We start from the raw sequence: 16740 nt of genomic DNA, 5'->3' as shown, positions 1-16740 counted from the left end.
GCTCCGCCTGCTGCGAAAAAAGCTGTTGGCGAGCGCTTCAAGACGCTGAAGGATCTTGTCGAAGGTCTCCTCGAAAAGGCCTCTGGTTCCGGCCCCAGCGATGCCGCTCTTGCCGCCGAAGCCATCGACATTACGCTTCCCGGCACGCGTCGTCTCACCGGCGCTGAACACCCCATCACGCGAACGCTGAACGAAATCGTTTCGGTCTTCGCTGCGCTCGGCTATTCCGTCGGAGTCGGCCCTGAAGTCGAAACTGACTATTACAACTTCGAATCGATGAACTTTCCGCCGGGCCATCCCGCGCGCGACACGCAGGACACGCTCGTGATCGCGAACCAGGAGCGCCGCTCGCAACGCGATCGCCTTCTGCTGCGCACGCACACCTCGCCCGTCCAGATGCGCACCATGGAGCAGCAGCCGCCTCCGGTTCGCATCGTGATCCCTGGCAAAGTTCATCGCAACGAAGCCCAGGACGCAACGCACTCGGCGATCTTTCATCAAGTGGAAGGCCTCTGCGTCGACACCAACATCACCTTCAGCGACCTCAAAGGCACACTCGATCACGCCATGAAGGCACTGTTCGGATCAAGCGTGAAGACGCGCTTCTTCCCCTCCTTCTTCCCCTTCACCGAGCCCTCGGCCGATGTGCAGATCAGCTGCATCTTCTGCGGCGGCAAAGGCTGCCGCAAGTGCAAGCAGTCCGGCTGGATTGAGCTCCTGGGCTGCGGCATGGTCGACCCCGCGGTGTTCGCCTTCGCCGCGGAAAAGCAGCCTGCCTATGACCCGAAGAAGATCTCCGGCTTCGCCTTTGGCATGGGCGTGGAACGTATCGCCATGATGAAGTACGGCATCAGCGAAATCGGCTCGCTGTTCGCGGGCGACATGAGGTTCTTGGGGCAGTTCGCATGAAAATTCTGACAAAGTGGCTTCGAGCCTATCTGCCCGGACTTCCGGTGACCGACACCCAACTCGCCGAAGACCTCACCCTGCGCGGCATCGCCGTCGAAGGCATCTATGACCTCGGCGATGGCAACGGTTCGCTCTACGAGATGGACATCACCACCAACCGCGTCGACGCCATGAACCACTACGGCGTAGCCCGGGAGGCGGCAGCCATCTACGGCCTCCCTCTGCCCCAACTCGAATTCCCTCTCCCCGACGCGAAGGCCGCCGCCAGCCCCTTCCCCGTGCAGATTGAAGCCGAAGATGCGTGCGGCCGCTTCACCGCCCGCGTGCTGCGCAACATCACCATCGGCGACTCGCGCGACCTTCCTGCCGCCCCCATCGCGACGTATTTCAATCTGCTGGAGCAAAAGAAGATCTCGAACGCCGTGGATGCCACCAACTTCGCGTGGCTCGCCATGGGCCAGCCCACCCACGCCTTCGACCTCGACAAGATTGAAGGCGGCATCATCGTCCGCCGCGCGCGCAAAGGCGAAAAGCTCAAAACCCTTGACGGCATCGAGCGCACCCTCGACCCCGAAGATCTGGTGGTCGCCGATCACTCCAGGCCCCTGGGCCTCGCCGGCGTCATGGGCGGATGGGACACGATGATCACGCCCGACACCCAAAACGTGCTCGTCGAAGCCGCGTGGTTCGACCCCACCGCCGTGCGCCGTACCGCTCGTCGCCACGGCCTCCACACCGATGCCAGCCACCGCTTCGAGCGCGGCGCCGATTTCAAAGGAGCGCCCATCGCCTCGGCCCTCGTCAGCAGCATCCTGCTCGCCAACGGCGGCTTCATTGAAGGCGACCTCGTCGACGCCCGTGTGCCCAGCCTTCAGGCCCGCACCGCGGGTCGCCAGCCTGTCGCGCTCGCGCTCAGCGAAGTAAAGCGCATCCTTGGCGCCACCCTCGACGCCGAAGGCATCACTGCCGCCACCGTCGAAAACGTGCTCACCGCCCTCGGCTGCACCCTCTCGCTCCAACGAGAAACCACCGCATCCACATCCGGCGCGGCAGCCTGGCTCGTCACCCTCCCCAGCTGGCGCCTCGACCTGGAACGCGAAATCGACCTCATTGAAGAAGTCGCCCGCGTCTACGGCTACAACCGTTTCGCCAACACATTGCCGGCATTCGGTGAAGGTGTCCGCGCCGTGGCGTGGGCCGAATCCGAACTCGCAGTCCGCCGCACCCTGCTGGCCGCCGGGCTCCACGAGACCATCGGCAGCACCTTCTGCTCCGCCGCCGACGCCGCACTGACTGCGCCGCAGCCCGGGCTCGTCGTCCCCCTCGGCAATCCGCTCAGTGAAGAAGCCGGCGTCATGCGGCCCTCGCTTGTTCCCGGCATGCTCACCATGATCGCCGGCAACCTCAATCGCGATGTCAGCGACGTGCGCCTGTTCGAACTCGGCACCGTCTTCAGCGGAACCACCGACAAGGTGGACGAACGCCCCGCCCTGGCCTTCGGCGCCGCCGGCATCGCGCCCGAACAGGGCCCCCTCCAGGCCGCGCGCCCCCTCGAGTTCTACGACCTGAAGGGCATCGTCGAGCAACTCGTCGCCCGCTTCGATACCCAATCCGTCTACTTCGACCGCTTCCCTGCCGACGCCGGCCTCACCCCCGCCTGGCTGCACCCTTACCGCTCCGCCCGCCTCGCCGTCCAAGGCGAGACCGCCGGCTGGTTCGGCCAGTTGCATCCCCGCGAAGCCGCCGCGCGCAAACTCAAAGACACCGTTTTCATCGGCGAAATCTACATCGACCGCCTCAATCGCCTCCCCGTCCGCAAACCCGCCGCCCGCGAGATCTCGCGCTTCCAGCCCGTTCGCCGCGACTTCTCCCTCATCCTCGACCAGGACATCGCCTGGGAACGCATCGACCAGGCCATCGCCGGCCTCAGCATCCCCGAGCTGGTCGACTGGCGCGCCCGCGAAGTCTTCCGCGACAAAAAGCTGGGCGGCGACTACTCCCTGCTCCTCGGCATCACGTTTCAGGCACCCGATCGCACCCTGCGCGAAGAGGAACTCCAGGATTATCAATCGCGCGTGGTGGAGGCCGTTAACAAGGTGGGTGCCCGTCTCCGCGGCTGAGGAATTCACACCCCTTGCCGCGGCTATACTCGAACGTGATTACTTAAAGCGCGACCATGCGCGGAGGACTTACATGTCGGAATTGTCTTTCGGTACTGAAGTGGCAGAAGAAGTGGGCAATGAGCACGGCGGCGAGCCGGAAACCCTCGCCATGAGCGCGGATGAATTTGCCGCCCTGGAAGAGCGGGTGCTGCGCGCCGTGAACCTGGTCAAGCGTGAACGCATGGCCCGCGGCGAGGCGGAACTGCGCGCCGTAGCCGCTGAAGAAAAGGTCAGCGAGCAGACCGATGCCATCGACAACCTGAACAAGGAAATCGGCGGCCTGCGCTCCGAGCGTGAAGCCATCAAGCAGCGCGTGGACCGCATCCTTTCTCAACTTGATTCTCTGGAGTTGTAAACGCCATGGATGAAGCGCCTGCCGAGTATGTAACCGTCCAGATCTACGATCAGACGTACCATCTATCCGGGCAGGATCCCGAACACATCCGTGCGCTTGCCGCACAGGTGGATGCCAAGATGCGCGCGGTCGCGGCCCAGGGCCGCACCGTCGACTCCCTGCGCGTGGCGGTGATGGCCGCATTGAACCTCGCGGACGAGCTGTCGCAGCGCGGCGGTGCGGGCTCTCCCGCAGGCTCCGCCGTGCGCATCGGCCAGGCCCGCGCCATCACCCTCCGCGGCCTCCTCGACGAAGTCCTCGAAGACGACCGCAAAACCGGTTCGTAGAAGCGCCAGTTCGCGGTACACTCCTCCGAAATCACCTTTCACATTCCAAGGTTCCGAAGCAGCGCTCCTTTGCCTTTTCTCTCCTCCCCATCCTCTCCGCTTCCGCCCTCGCCTTGGCCGCGGATAAGCCGGCCACGCCTTCCAAACCCGGTGAACCCTCCGATTCCAAAACCCGCAACCCCCGGGACAACGCCATTGACTGGGAACGTCACCACGCCTGCAACTCAGCCGTGCACGAGACGGGCAGCACGCTTCACCTTCACCATCGATGCCGACCGCGTGCTCGAGGATCGGGACGTGGGCGATGCCGACATTGAGAGGAAGCTGAAGAAGCTGGTGGCGCGCGCCGCGGAAGTGCAGAAAAACAAAGCTGTCCAGGTCGCGGCGGACCCCATGCCGGGAAGTACTTGAGCCACTCCGCAGCCGGGATCTTCCCAGTGACTGCGAACTCCCGTTTCGCCTAGCACATCGCCCGCCGCCCGCACAAGACTTGCATTTCCGCTCCAGTCCTCATAGACTCCGCAATAGAAACCGGCCTGCAAAGCAGGTGGGTGATCAACGCTGGTTGAACCTACATTCATTGAACAGGAGCTCGACTCGATCATCGGTTCTGTGTGCCGTGTCCGCCAGTCCGGAATGCCTAATGAACCGCGGGGAGCTCCACCGTCTTAGGACGGGTTCACCGGCGCATCGCTCACGGCCCAGTGGGTCGGCTTCTCTTTTCTGCGCATTCCCCTCCCGCTCAACTCCACGTCGAACCATCTGCAGTTGTCTTTCATTCCGCTGACGTGCCCGCAAATTCCGAGCAGGCGAAAATCCGGCCGCGATAACAAGCCAGGCCTCCTGCTCTGAATACGCTTCCCCGCAGGCGCGCGAAACCTCTCACCCGACCCATCAACCCTCTTCCGCTTCCCTCAACCGCGCAATCACCGTGAAATCCTCAAGCGTCGTCGTATCGCCCTTGATCTCCCCATGCGTCGCCAGCTCCCGCAGCAGCCTCCGCATGATCTTGCCGCTGCGCGTCTTCGGCAGCGCTTCGGTAAACCGAATGTCATCCGGCCGCGCCAGCGCGCCAATCTCCTTCGTGACCCACTTGCGTAGTTCGTCTTTGAGGGCTTCGCCCGGCTCATTGCCGGACTCGAGCGTAACGAACGCTGAAATAGCCTGCCCTTTCAGATCGTCCGGCCGCCCCACCACGGCTGCCTCCGCAACCTTGGGATGCGCCACCAGCGCCGACTCCACTTCCATCGTCCCCAGCCGGTGCCCGCTCACGTTGATCACGTCGTCCACGCGCCCCATCAGCCAGAAGTAGCCGTCCGCGTCCTGCCGCGCCCCGTCCCCCGTGAAGTAGCATCCCGGCACGTCCGACCAGTACGTCTTCTGATACCGCTCGGGATCGCCGTAAACCGTGCGCGCCATCGACGGCCACGGCCTGCGCACCACCAGCAGCCCGCCCGAGCCCTGCGGAACCTGGTGGAACTTCCCCTCCGCATCCGGCCGCGTCACCACCTCCGCCTGGATCCCAAAGAACGGCCGCGTCGCCGACCCCGGCTTCGTGGCAATAGCCCCCGGAATAGGACTGATCATGATTGCGCCGGTTTCCGTCTGCCACCACGTGTCCACAATGGGGCAGCGATTGTGCCCAATCTTCTCCCGGTACCACATCCATGCCTCAGGATTGATCGGTTCCCCAACCGTTCCAAGAAGTCGCAGCGAGTCCAGCTTGAACTTGTTGATAAACTCGCTGCCCCACTTGATGAACGCCCGGATCGCCGTCGGCGCAGTGTAGAAAATCGTGACCTTGTGGTCGTCAATGATCTTCCAGAAACGCGAAAAATCAGGAAAGTTCGGCGCGCCCTCATACATCAGCACCGTGGCGCCGTTCTGCAGCGGCCCATACACCACATACGAGTGACCGGTGACCCATCCAATATCGGCCGTGCACCAGTAAATGTCGTCTTCCTGGAGATCGAAAACGTACTTCGACGTCAGATACGTCTGCACCGCGTAGCCGCCGGTCGTGTGCAGCAGCCCCTTCGGCTTGCCTGTCGATCCCGACGTGTACAGCACATACAGCGGATGCTCGGAGTCGAGCGGCTCGGCAGGGCAGTCCGTCGGCGCGTTCGCCACCAGGTCATGCCACCACCAGTCGCGCCCCGGAACCATCCGCACATATGTGCCCGTGCGCTGATACACGATGACGTGCTTCACCGTGGGACACGCCGGCATCGCCTCATCCACCGTCTTCTTGAGCTGGATCTCGTTCCCGCGCCGGTAGCTCGTGTCCTGGGTGATAATCGCAACGCATCCGCAGTCGTTCACGCGATCGGCAATGGCATTCGCGGCGAATCCGCCGAAGATCACCGAATGCACCGCACCGATCCGGGCGCACGCCAGCAGCGCAATCGCCAGTTCCGGCGTCATGCCCATGTAGATCGCCACCCGGTCGCCCTTGCGAATCCCAAGCGTCTTCAGCGCATTCGCAAAACGCTGCACCTGTTCGTGCAGCTCGCCATAACTGAGGCGGCGCACTTCACCCGGCTCGCCCTCCCACAGAATCGCGGTCTTGTCGCGGCGTTCTCCCAGCGCATGCCGATCCACGCAGTTATAAGAGAGATTCATCTGCCCGCCAACAAACCACTTGGCCCAGGGCAGATCCCACTCCAGCACCTTGTCCCACGGCTTGAACCAGTGCAGATCCTTGGCCACACCGGCCCAGAAGCTCTCAGGATCCTCGATCGACTGCTTGTAAAGCCGCTCGTACTCCTCCGTCGACTTGATGTGCGCCTTGGCGCTGAACTCCGCCGGAGGCGGAAAAACGCGATGTTCGCGAAGCGTGGAATTGAGGTCCTGATTATTCAGATCAGCGGCGGAAGAGGAAGACATAAGGACGTCCTTTTTTGGGGAAGAGAAGACTCCATGCGCGCTCTAACCACCGCGCGCTGGTGAGGAGTTCCGTGGGTCACACTTTAACGATTCAGGGGCACGCCGGGCAAGTTAAGCCTCTGCGACACAAGGAGGAAGCGCGCGCTCATACGCCCCGCGCGGCTGCGTCGAAGGGCCGATTTCCCCTTGCCCCGCGCAACCTTCCCCGCCTACACTTCAATTCCTGATCCACCGCGCCGGCTTCTCCCCTGGAGGCTTCCATGAGCATCTTCTCCGCCCTGAAGGGCTTGTTCAAATCACGAGGCGCCCCCGCCCCCCCAGGCTCGGGCACTTCCTCCTCAGGCCCCGGCGGTTCAGCCGCACCTCCTCCAGCCGCTCCAGCATCGCAGACTGCCCCCGGCAGTGACATCGCCGGCGCGCCGCAGGGCCTCAGCGCCACCGCGCCCCAATCCGTCACCCCCGCCCAGCACGGCCGCGTTCTGCTGATTCATGGCTACTCCGCCGGCGGCGAAGACTTCACCCACTGGAGAGACGCGCTGGCCGCCAAAGGGATCGCCACCGCCGACATCGAAATCGCCAACTACGTCACCCTGAACAATGAGGTCACCATCAAGGACCTCGGCGAGGCCTTCGACCGCGCCCTTCGCTACACCAGATTCCCTGACGGCGATCGCGGCGAAGACTGGACCTTCGACGCCATGGTGCACTCCACCGGCATGCTGGTGCTGCGCCAGTGGCTCACCGGCGATCCCTACCCCAACGACCCCAAACGCAGCCGCGTGCGCCGCCTCAAACACCTCGTCGGCCTGGCGCCGGCCACCTTTGGATCCCCGCAAGCCAAAAAAGGCCGCAGCTGGCTGGGCGCGCTGGTCAAAGGCAACAAGCACTTCGGGCCTGACTTCATGAACGCCGGCAATGAGGTGCTCGACGGCCTCGAACTTGCCAGCCGCTACACCTGGAACCTCGCCCACAAAGACATGCTCAATGACCCGCCCCTTTACAACAAGGGCGACCAGAGCCCCTACGTCGCCGTGTTCATCGGCAACCATGCCTATGACGGCATCGCCGCGCTCTCCAATTCGCCGGGGTGTGACGGCACGGTTCGTTGGGCCGGCTGCTCCCTTGACACCCGCAAGATCACCCTCGACTTCCGGCGCACGCCGCAAATTCCCGGCGGAGCCCCAGGCCAGCGCTACGCAATCTCGCAGTGGTCGACAAACCGTCTCGCCGCCCCCATCATCGCCGTCGAAAACCAGGATCACGGCTCCATCGTCGCCAACCCCCGACCAGAGGTCGTCGACCGCGTGGTCCAATTCTTCGGCATCAGCACAGACGCCGCCTACAGTTCCTGGGAAGACGAAGCCCTCAACTTCTCCGCACCCGCGCGCGCCGTCATGGACAGGAGGAACGGCACCAAAACAGTAGACGAAGGCAAGGGCTGGCAGCAGATCGTCATCCACATGGTCGACGATCACGAAGACGGCGTAACCGACTACAACCTGCAGATCTTCCATGAGACGGACGATCCCGACACGCCCTCCTCCGTGCCGCTGACCGCCGACACCTATTCAACCGACAACAGCTATCGGTGCTTCTATATCCAGCTCACCGAGGACATGCTCAACCTTGAGTCCACCGGCAAGCGCATGTGGGTAGAGCTGATCGCCTCCAGCGGATCCGAACTGATCGAGTACATGGCCTACGCCGACGATTCCGGCAATCCGCAGCGCCTCGCCATCACTTCGCACGACCCGACCGCCGGGCAGCCCGTGAGAATGGATATTACGGATCTCACCAAAGGCGGCGACTCCCTGTTCTACGCCTATACCACCACCCTTATGGAGATCTTCGTGGAGCGCGAACCGATGCCGCTCAAAGGCGTGAGCGCGGTACTGACCTTCCCGGATTACGCAGCCGGGAAATAGAGGGTTCCGCCCCCGTCATTCCTTCCTGCAAACCGGTTGATGCCAGGGCGCGCACAGGCACAAGAAAAGCCGCTCAGGCTGAGCCCGGGCGGCTTCTCTGCTTGATCCGGTTAGAACCTGTAGATGAGACCCACCCCGGCGCGCGCATTGAAACGCCGATGTGGCGAGTTGCCCAGCTCCGGGCTATTGTTGATGAGCGAGAACGCAGATCCGATATAGTCGCCGGAAGCGCGAACCCCCCAACTCTTCCCGATGGTGTGTTCGATACCCACCCCTGGGCCCCCGGCAAAGGAAACGTCGGGCGTCATGCTTTCGCCGCCGGTGTGCTCCCCGCCGATCAGGGCGCGGCCAAAGAGATTCCAATTCTCAAATATCGGGGCATGGAGCTCAATGCCGCCCAACGCCATCCACACCTTGGGATCCCCCGGATTACCGGACGCGTACGAGGTGGGGTAATAAGCCCCGTCCCCCACCACCGCAAACCAGCGGCCAAAGTTGCGGCTGAACTCCGCGTTCGCGCCGATCAGCCCGTAGCGCGACTGGTTCACCTGGTTAAGGCTCGTATAGCTGAAACCCGCATAAACCTGGTACTTGGGCGCGTCAGACATGGGCCGCGCCGGCTTTTCCGGAGCAACCTGGGCAGCCGCTGCCAATGGCAACAGGGCGGCCGGAACCGCCAGGATTGAAACCAACCACTTCCTCATCAATGTGCAAATCTCCTCAAGACCCTGCAAGCCCGGTTGCCGCCTGCGTCGAGCCGGAACCCAGCGTTCGGTTTCCCCAGCCACCGCGACCCGCGTGCGGGAACCCCTGTTGTGATGCTGTACCCTCATAGACTACCTTCTAACCCCTGCTTCCACGAAACCTTGGAGCCTGTCGTGAAAATCAGCTACGGCAGCCCCTCACCTTGTCATCCTGAACATCGCGAAGCACCCGCTGTTGCATCTTCATCGCTTCGGTGGAACTCCGCTCCATGCCCGACTGCGGTTGCTCCTCCCGATCTTGCCCTCGAACGATACCTTCTTACGCACCACGGCCCCATCCTCACGCCTTTACGTGACCCAACGCGCCATCCACGACTGCTTTTCACCGCGCCACCACCGCTTCCACCGCCTGGCTCAGATTGACCGTCGCAGCACTCTGGCTGTTGATACTGACCGGCACCCCGCCGCGCAGCCACCGCTCAATCGTCTCCCGATGCTGCCAGTCGATCCTCCACCCATCCTGAATCGCAATCACCGTGTACTGCCCATCCGGGACGTCGCGCAGAGAAAAGCTTCCATCCAGGTCCGACTGGTCGCGCCTCACCAGCGCTGGATACAGCCGGGTCTCCTTCGGCACCAGCATGATCATTGCCCCGGAGACTCCTTTGCCCCCCGTCTTCGCGAACCCCTCCACTCGTGTCTGCGCGCGGCCAACCATCACGGTCGCCTGCACCGGCCGGTCGCGAACCGTGATCTTGTCCCCCGCCGCCATCGCGCCTCCATCTGCGATGGCCAGCACCGCCAGCGTCTGTTTTGAACTCCCGGCAGCCACCGTCCATGTGCCCGGCGGAACCGCTTCCAGGTTGAATCGGCCGTGCCGCGCCTCCGCCTGCATCGCCGCATGGCTCTCGTCCACAGACGTAAAAACCAGGCTTATGTCATCCGGCACCGCCCCCCCGCCTGCCATCACCAGCGTCCCCGACACACCGGGCGACACCACCCCCGAACTCGCATTGAGGTCCACCTCCGCCGATGTCGCGTTCACCGTCATCCGTCGCGGGGGGTTGCCGAATTCAACTTCATACGTGCCCGGAGCCAGGCCCGGCACCTCGATCGAGCCCGTCGCCGGGCCTTCAGGAGCTGTCACGGTGAGCTGATTGACCGTATTCCCAAACACTTTCTGCTGCACGACGATCCCCGTGCGGTTTCGTGCGCCCGGCATCACCGGAAGCATAAAGCGCACCGCAGGCGCCGCGTGCATGTTGATGTCCGCCTCCTCATGACTGCCCCAGTTCAGCGTCAGCGGAGTCGCAGCGTTCTCATCAATCGTGGAATCGTAAAACGTGATGGGGTACGCCACGTCCAGCGGCGACTGTTCCTCTGAAACGGAGCGCGGCGGATGCTGCGCATACCAAGGGTCGCCTTTCACGGCGATAAAGTATTCGCCGGGCGGCAGATCGCTCAGTTCGTAAGTGCCCGTATCGTCGGTCGGCGTGTTGCCCACCTGCTCCATCCGGCCGGTGTTCTCGCCTTCAGTGCGCCGCTTGAACAGCATCACCTGGGCGTTCTCCACCGGGTCGCCGCCCTCCCCCGTCACCACCCCGCGCAGTACCGCGGCCGGCGGCAACCGGAACACCAGGTCGTCCGTCGCCTGTCCCTCCCCGGTCACAATGGCCGAATTGAATTCCTCGTGCTCGTCATAAAACGACGTGCGATACCCGCGCTTGGCAGCGTCCAGAGGATACTTGCCCCCCATAATGCCGGTGAAGGAAAAGCGTCCTTCCGCATCGGTGACCGCGCTGGCCGAAATCTTGTAGTCCTCCGGAGTCAGCACGCTCACCACCGCGCGCGCCACCGGGTCCCCGGACACCGTGTCGATCACCCGCCCGGCAATGCGATAACCGGCAGGCGGACCCTGCGCCCCAGCCAGCATCGCCCCAGCCAGCATCGTCCATACCAGCATTGCCGAAGCAAGAACCCTCACCTTGCAGGCACCTCCACCGTGAGGTTCCCGCTGTCATCCGGCGCCAATGTAATGGACTGCCCGGAAAGCCCGGCAAGCACATCGCGATTGCGATACTCCAGGTTCACCGGCGCGGCAAACGTGTACACGTGATAGCTCCCCGGCGTCAGGCTGTTGAAGGTGAATGACGTGCTGGTCGATGCGCGCAGCGTCGTACTCACGCCTCCTGATGCGCTGTCGAAATCGGGCACCACGTACACCGTGTAGCCCGGCTCCTCACCCGCCGTCATGCCGGCCACCGACGGCGGCAGACTCACTTTCAGCGACGCGCAGTCGTCGCGCAGAATCAGCGTGAGCGGAGCAGTCGTGCTTCCCTGCCCCACCACCAGCGGCTCGCGCCCCAGGTCGGCGCCTCCCGCTGTAAACGACCCCTCGCAAAGCTCCGGATCGGCAACCACCGTGTGCACCCAGTACTTGCCCGGCGCCGGCGGCATGGTGTCCAGCATCCCCGGTCCCGATCCCTGCGCCAAAGCACTCTGCATGCCGTCACTCACCGGGCCGGCCTCTCCAATCTCGACGAACACCTCGCCATGATTGCCTGACCCGCCGCTCGCGCTCTTGCTCGTGCGCGTCACCATCACCTGCAGTGGACTGTTTCCCGTCGGCCCCACCACCACACGCGTGTTGATGGGATGCCCTGCGACCGCGACGTCGGTCTGGCCGGTCATCACGTTCTGCACGTTGACCAGGCCGTTCACTGATCGCAGCGGCCGGTCGGGCTTGATGGCCGTCACGCGGATCGTGTAAGCCCCATCAGGCAGCCTCGCCCACAGCAGATTGCTATCGTGGTCGAACTCACTTGCGTAGGGCACCTGCTGACCGCTGGCGCCTATGACTTCAGTGGTAATGATGGTTTGCGAAACACCGCCCCGCAACTCCGCCGGAAGCACCAACGCCGCCCTCACGGCATGGAACGATTCCAGCGGCATCGTCAGATTCGCCTCCGCCCGCTCGCCCCCCGCCAGGTGAATCTGCGCCGCGCCCGCAAAGTCGCGCACTCCCGGATAGTAAATCTCCGGATATCCGTTCCACGGCACATTGTGGCCCGGCTCCGGCACAGGCTGCCCCGCCAGCTCCGCCTCCGGAGCAGGCTCGGCCTTCAACGCAAACTCGCCATCATCCAGATGCGCAAAATGAAAGTTCCCGTCCGCATTCGTCCGCGCGCTCGCCATGGTACGCCACGATGCGCGCCCATTCTGGATCTGGCGCTCGAGCAACGTGAGACCGATGTTTTGCGCGACGTCCCCCGTAGAAAGCTCGATGTGCCCGTGAATGGAATTGGTGGGCCGCATCGTAAACGTGAGCTCGGGCGTGCTGGACGTCACAAACACCGTCCGCGTGTAACCACGCAGATCGCGCAGCGGCAACCCCTTCTCGGCAGTGGGCACATCCTCAAAGCCCGGCCGGATGAGCTGAAACACGCACGGCCCCAGCGGCACGCCCACAACTTCAAAGCGCCCATCTCCATCGGTAAGCACAGAGTGGCCTCCGCCGCCATTGATCTGCACCAGGGTACGCGCCAGCGGCTCGCCGCTCGCTGCATTCATCACCACCCCATGAATGGTGGTGGGAGTTCCCAGCGGGTTACTCGCGTCGGGAGAGGTCTGCTGCCCGTGCACGGCAACGCCAGCCGCCAGACCCAGCACGCACAGCAGCCCCGCGCGCCCGCAGCCCCGCGCCTTCGTCCCTTCAAACTTTGTCGCGATCACCACCCATCCATTCTGACGGGTAAAGCCTCCGAAAGGCATCCGCTTACCGTTGAAAATCGCCCGCGCAATTTCCTTCCCGCGATTTGCTGCCGCGCGCATGCAGCGCGTAGACTGGCGCGTTCGCACACAAAGCACAAAGTGCAGCTTTGAGTCACTCCAAGTGTGCGCGTCAACGCCTCTCATTCCAGCGCGGAGAACGCCGTGAAGTCTGCAATCCTTTTCGTCCTTGCCTCCTCCCTCGTCGCATCAGCCCAGCAGCGTGCCCCGGCGCAGCCGTCCGCTTCAGACCGGCAGTACACCCGCGGCGTGGGCATTTATCCCGGCGACCCCCAGCAGTACGACGGCCCCTACCTCGCCGTCGACTCAACCGCCTACCGCAACCTCGCCCTGCACCGCCCCGCATATCAGTCCAGCGCCTACGACTACAACCTCACCGCGCAACTCATCACCGACGGCATCAAGGACAACGCCCTTCCCCGCTGGATCGTCACCTCCACCAGCGATCGCGGCGTGCTGCCCAAGACCGAGCGCGAAGTCTTTCTCGATGAGGGTGTCGTCTCCTCCATCGACATCGCCGGCGATGCGCCCTGGGTACAGTTCGACATCGAAGGCGCTCAGCCGCCCGAGATCGACCACATCGACGTAGTGCTACGCAAAATGTACGCGCCCCCTCCGCAGGGCGGCTGGACCATCGTCGTCGCCGGATCGAACGACGGCGCGGCGTGGACCGAAGCCGGCCGCTTCACAGGCATCGACTTCCCCGGCCGCCACGAATCCGACCCCAGCTTTGTCGAGCCAGTGACCTTCCCCGTCCCCGTGCGCTATCACTCCTACCGGCTCACCTTCTCCGCCGCCGGAATCAAGAAGTGGGGCGTCGCCGACGTGACCCTCTCCCGCAGGCAACAGCCCGTCTATGTCGCCGGTCCGCTCGTCTTCTCCAGCGCCTGGATGAGCGCAGGCTCCGCCGAAGAGTGGGTCTCTGTCGACCTCGGCGCGCCCTGCACCTTCGATCGCATCGCCATGACCTGGATCAAGCGCGCTGCCGAAGGCTCCATTCAGATCTCCGATGACAACCAGCACTGGCAGACCCTCCAGCCCCTCAGCGCGACGGACGACATCCGCCTTCCCAGCCCCGCACACGCGCGCTGGGTGCGCGTGCTCATGACCCGCCCCCCCGAGCCCAAGGCCCGCTACATTCTCAGCGAGCTTGAGGTCTACGGCCGCGCCGGTCCACTCCCCAACCCTCAGGCCGCAACCCCGGCGCATCCAGATGGCTCTTTGACACTCACGCGCGGCGCCTGGCGCCTCGAACGCGCAGCCCAGGTGCAGGCCTCCGGCGAGGAAATTTCGCAGGCTGCATTTGCCGACCAAAGCTGGATGGTCGCCACTGTGCCCGGTACCGTGCTCACCAGCTATCTCAATGACGGCGCCATCGCCGATCCCAACTTCGGCGAGAACCAGTACGTCATCTCCGATTCCTTCTTCACCTCTGACTTCTGGTATCGCAACGAATTCACCGCACCCGCCCTCTCCCCCGGCCGCCACGCCTGGCTCAACTTCGACGGCATCAACTGGAAAGCTGAAATCTACCTCAACGGCCATAGCCTCGGCCGCATCGACGGCGGATTCATGCGCGGCCGCTTCGATGTGACCTCTCTCCTTCATCCCGGCGCGAAAAATGCCCTCGCCGTCCGCGTGCTGCGCAATGCGCACCCCGGTGGCACAAAAGACAAGGAAGGCCCCACCCTCAACGGCGGCGCGCTCGGTCTCGATAACCCCACCTACCACGCATCCGCTGGCTGGGACTGGATGCCCACCATTCGCGGCCGCGACACCGGCATCTGGTCGAACGTCACGCTGACCCAGACCGGCCCCGTCGCCCTCGAGAACCCGCTGGTCTCAAGCACTCTGCCCTTGCCCGATACCTCGACCGCCGACGTGACGATTGCGGCCACGGTGCACAACCACGAGCCGAAGCCCGTATCAGGTACGCTGCGCGTAAAGTTCGGCGCCGTCACGGTGGAGCAGGCCGTCACGCTCGATGCATCCGCAGCCACAACCGTTACGCTCTCGCCCGCGACCAACGCCGCACTGCGCATTGCGCACCCTAAGCTATGGTGGCCCAATGGCTACGGCGACCCCAACTTGTATCCAGTGACGCTCAGCTTCGTCGTGAATGGCAAAACCTCCGACACAACCACCTTCAAAGCCGGCATCCGCCAGTTCACTTACTCCGAAGAAGGCAACGCCCTCAAGCTCTGGATCAACGGACGCCGCTTCATCGCCCGCGGCGGCAACTGGGGCTTCCCTGAATCCATGCTCCGCTATCGTCAGCGCGAGTACGACATCGCCATGCGCCTCCATCGCGAGCAGCACTTCAACATGCTGCGCAACTGGGTGGGCCAAACTGGCGACGAAGCCCTGTACGACGCCGCCGATCGCTTCGGCATCGTCGTCTGGCAGGACTTCTGGCTCGCCAATCCTTGGGATGGACCCAATCCCGAGAACAACCAGTTCTTCCTCGACGGCGCCCGCGACTACATGCTCAAAATCCGCAACCACCCCTCCATCGGCCTCTACTGCGGCCGCAATGAAGGCTTCCCGCCGCAGGCCATCGACAACGGCCTCCACACCCTGGTCGCGGAACTCGCGCCCCACTCGCATTACATTCCAAGCTCAGCCGACGGCCCCGTCGAAGGCCACGGCCCCTACCGCGTTGAGCCGCTGCGCTACTACTTTGAACACACGCCGCCCAGGTTCCATAGCGAAATCGGCGCGCCCAACGTCCCGGAGATGCCCATCCTTAGTCGCACCCTCGATGAAAAGGGCATGTGGCCCGTCGGACCCGAGTGGCGCCTCCACGACTTCTATCCCGAAAATCCGTTTGAAACCGCCATCGAGAAAAACTTTGGCGGCGCCGCAAACATGAAGGAGTTCGACGAACTGGCGCAGTTCGTCAATTACAACGCCTATCGCGGCATGTTCGAATCGCAAAGCAAAAATCGCCCAGGCCTGCTCATCTGGATGAGCCATCCCGCATGGCCCTCAATCCTCTGGCAGACGTACGACTACTTCTTCGACACCGATGCCGCCTACTTCGCCGCCATGCATGCGAGCGAACCGCTGCACATCCAGTGGAACGCCGCCGCCGACACCGTGGAAGTCGTCAATTACAGCGCCGGCGACCAGACCGGCCTCACCGCCCGCGCCCAAGTCATCGACATCGACGGCAAAGTCAAAGCGCGGCAGACCGCCAATCTCGACAGCAAAGAAGACTCCACAGAGTCGCCCCTTCACCTTAATTTCCCGTCAGGACTGGCCCGCACCCACTTCCTTCGCCTCACCCTCCTCCGCGGCAACCAAGTGCTGAGCACCAACTTCTATCTCCATGGCAATACGGAAGAAGATTATGCGGGCATCCGCGGGCTCCCGCCGGCAGACGTGCAGGAGCACCACAACGTCGTGCGTTCCGCGGACACGGGAAACTGGTCCTATACCGTGCATCTGCGCAACACCTCATCCACTCCCGCGCTCATGGTGCGGATCAAGATGGTTGGCGAGAAATCCGGAGACCCGATCGTCCCTGCTTTCTATGACGAAAATTACATCGCCCTCATGCCTGGTGAGCATCAAGCCATAAACGTCCAGTTCAGCGACGCAGACACCCACGGCGAAAAGCCCCGCATCGTGCTGCAAGGCTTCAATCTTGCGCCCCGGAAGTAAGTGCCGCGACCCGCTCAT

General features: G+C 63.5%; 11 protein-coding genes. 7 read left to right on the top strand and 4 right to left on the bottom strand.

Annotated elements, in window-relative coordinates; all coding sequences use genetic code 11:
* The 5 genes from pheS to VGL22_RS15195 all read left to right on the top strand — a co-directional run.
* Window positions 1-909, top strand: a 909-nt coding sequence (gene pheS / locus VGL22_RS15215; protein ID WP_465267789.1) for a phenylalanine--tRNA ligase subunit alpha, incomplete at its 5' end; no start/stop codon positions are given.
* Window positions 906-3029: a phenylalanine--tRNA ligase subunit beta gene (gene pheT, locus VGL22_RS15210; protein ID WP_465267788.1), complete on the top strand. Its 2124-nt coding sequence runs from the start codon at window positions 906-908 to the stop codon at window positions 3027-3029. The genes pheS and pheT, both read left to right, overlap by 4 nt.
* 73 nt (window positions 3030-3102) lie before the next feature.
* A complete protein-coding gene (locus VGL22_RS15205; RefSeq protein WP_465267787.1) occupies window positions 3103-3426 on the top strand; it encodes a hypothetical protein in 324 nt (107 codons plus the stop codon).
* A 5-nt stretch (window positions 3427-3431) separates the two neighbouring features.
* A complete protein-coding gene (locus tag VGL22_RS15200) occupies window positions 3432-3752 on the top strand; it encodes a cell division protein ZapA (protein WP_465267786.1) in 321 nt (106 codons plus the stop codon).
* Window positions 3753-3947: 195 nt separating this feature from the next.
* On the top strand, window positions 3948-4163 hold the full coding sequence (locus tag VGL22_RS15195) for a hypothetical protein (protein ID WP_465267785.1): 216 nt from the start codon (window positions 3948-3950) through the stop codon (window positions 4161-4163).
* Between the two features lie 483 nt (window positions 4164-4646).
* Here the strand turns inward: VGL22_RS15195 and acs are convergent, their stop codons facing one another.
* Complete coding sequence (gene acs, locus VGL22_RS15190; RefSeq protein WP_465267784.1) at window positions 4647-6638, bottom strand: acetate--CoA ligase; 1992 nt, start codon at window positions 6636-6638, stop codon at window positions 4647-4649.
* 260 nt (window positions 6639-6898) lie between these two features.
* Here acs and VGL22_RS15185 point away from each other — a divergent pair, with 260 nt between their 5' ends.
* Complete coding sequence (locus tag VGL22_RS15185) at window positions 6899-8563, top strand: esterase/lipase family protein (protein WP_465267783.1); 1665 nt, start codon at window positions 6899-6901, stop codon at window positions 8561-8563.
* Window positions 8564-8673: 110 nt separating this feature from the next.
* Here VGL22_RS15185 and VGL22_RS15180 read toward each other — a convergent pair whose 3' ends face one another.
* The 3 genes from VGL22_RS15180 to VGL22_RS15170 form a co-directional block, all read right to left on the bottom strand.
* Window positions 8674-9267, bottom strand: a complete 594-nt coding sequence (locus tag VGL22_RS15180; RefSeq protein ID WP_465267782.1) for a hypothetical protein — start codon at window positions 9265-9267, stop codon at window positions 8674-8676.
* Between the two features lie 382 nt (window positions 9268-9649).
* Window positions 9650-11251 (bottom strand): MSCRAMM family protein, encoded by a 1602-nt coding sequence (locus tag VGL22_RS15175; RefSeq protein WP_465267781.1) that lies wholly within the window; start codon window positions 11249-11251, stop codon window positions 9650-9652.
* Window positions 11248-12999 carry a carboxypeptidase-like regulatory domain-containing protein gene (locus tag VGL22_RS15170; RefSeq protein ID WP_465267780.1) on the bottom strand — a complete coding sequence of 584 codons (1752 nt, stop codon included), beginning with the start codon at window positions 12997-12999 and terminating at the stop codon, window positions 11248-11250. The genes VGL22_RS15175 and VGL22_RS15170 overlap by 4 nt, the downstream gene beginning before the upstream one ends.
* A 201-nt stretch (window positions 13000-13200) precedes the next feature.
* On the opposite strand from VGL22_RS15170, the gene VGL22_RS15165 reads away from it, so the two are divergent.
* Window positions 13201-16722 (top strand): glycosyl hydrolase 2 galactose-binding domain-containing protein, encoded by a 3522-nt coding sequence (locus tag VGL22_RS15165; RefSeq protein WP_465267779.1) that lies wholly within the window; start codon window positions 13201-13203, stop codon window positions 16720-16722.
* Window positions 16723-16740 lie beyond the last annotated feature (18 nt).

This window comes from Occallatibacter sp. (assembly GCF_036502485.1).
In the GTDB taxonomy this organism is placed as follows: domain Bacteria; phylum Acidobacteriota; class Terriglobia; order Terriglobales; family Acidobacteriaceae; genus Telmatobacter.
This window is presented reverse-complemented; position numbering and strand designations above follow the sequence as displayed.

Bases quoted from the DNA above. Each gene is read 5' to 3' on its own strand.
- acs (WP_465267784.1), bottom strand. From the start codon at position 6,638: ATGTCTTCCTCTTCCGCCGCTGATCTGAATAATCAGGACCTCAATTCC.
- VGL22_RS15205 (WP_465267787.1), top strand. From the start codon at position 3,103: ATGTCGGAATTGTCTTTCGGTACTGAAGTGGCAGAAGAAGTGGGCAAT.
- pheT (WP_465267788.1), top strand. From the start codon at position 906: ATGAAAATTCTGACAAAGTGGCTTCGAGCCTATCTGCCCGGACTTCCG.
- VGL22_RS15200 (WP_465267786.1), top strand. From the start codon at position 3,432: ATGGATGAAGCGCCTGCCGAGTATGTAACCGTCCAGATCTACGATCAG.
- VGL22_RS15180 (WP_465267782.1), bottom strand. From the start codon at position 9,267: ATGAGGAAGTGGTTGGTTTCAATCCTGGCGGTTCCGGCCGCCCTGTTG.
- VGL22_RS15185 (WP_465267783.1), top strand. From the start codon at position 6,899: ATGAGCATCTTCTCCGCCCTGAAGGGCTTGTTCAAATCACGAGGCGCC.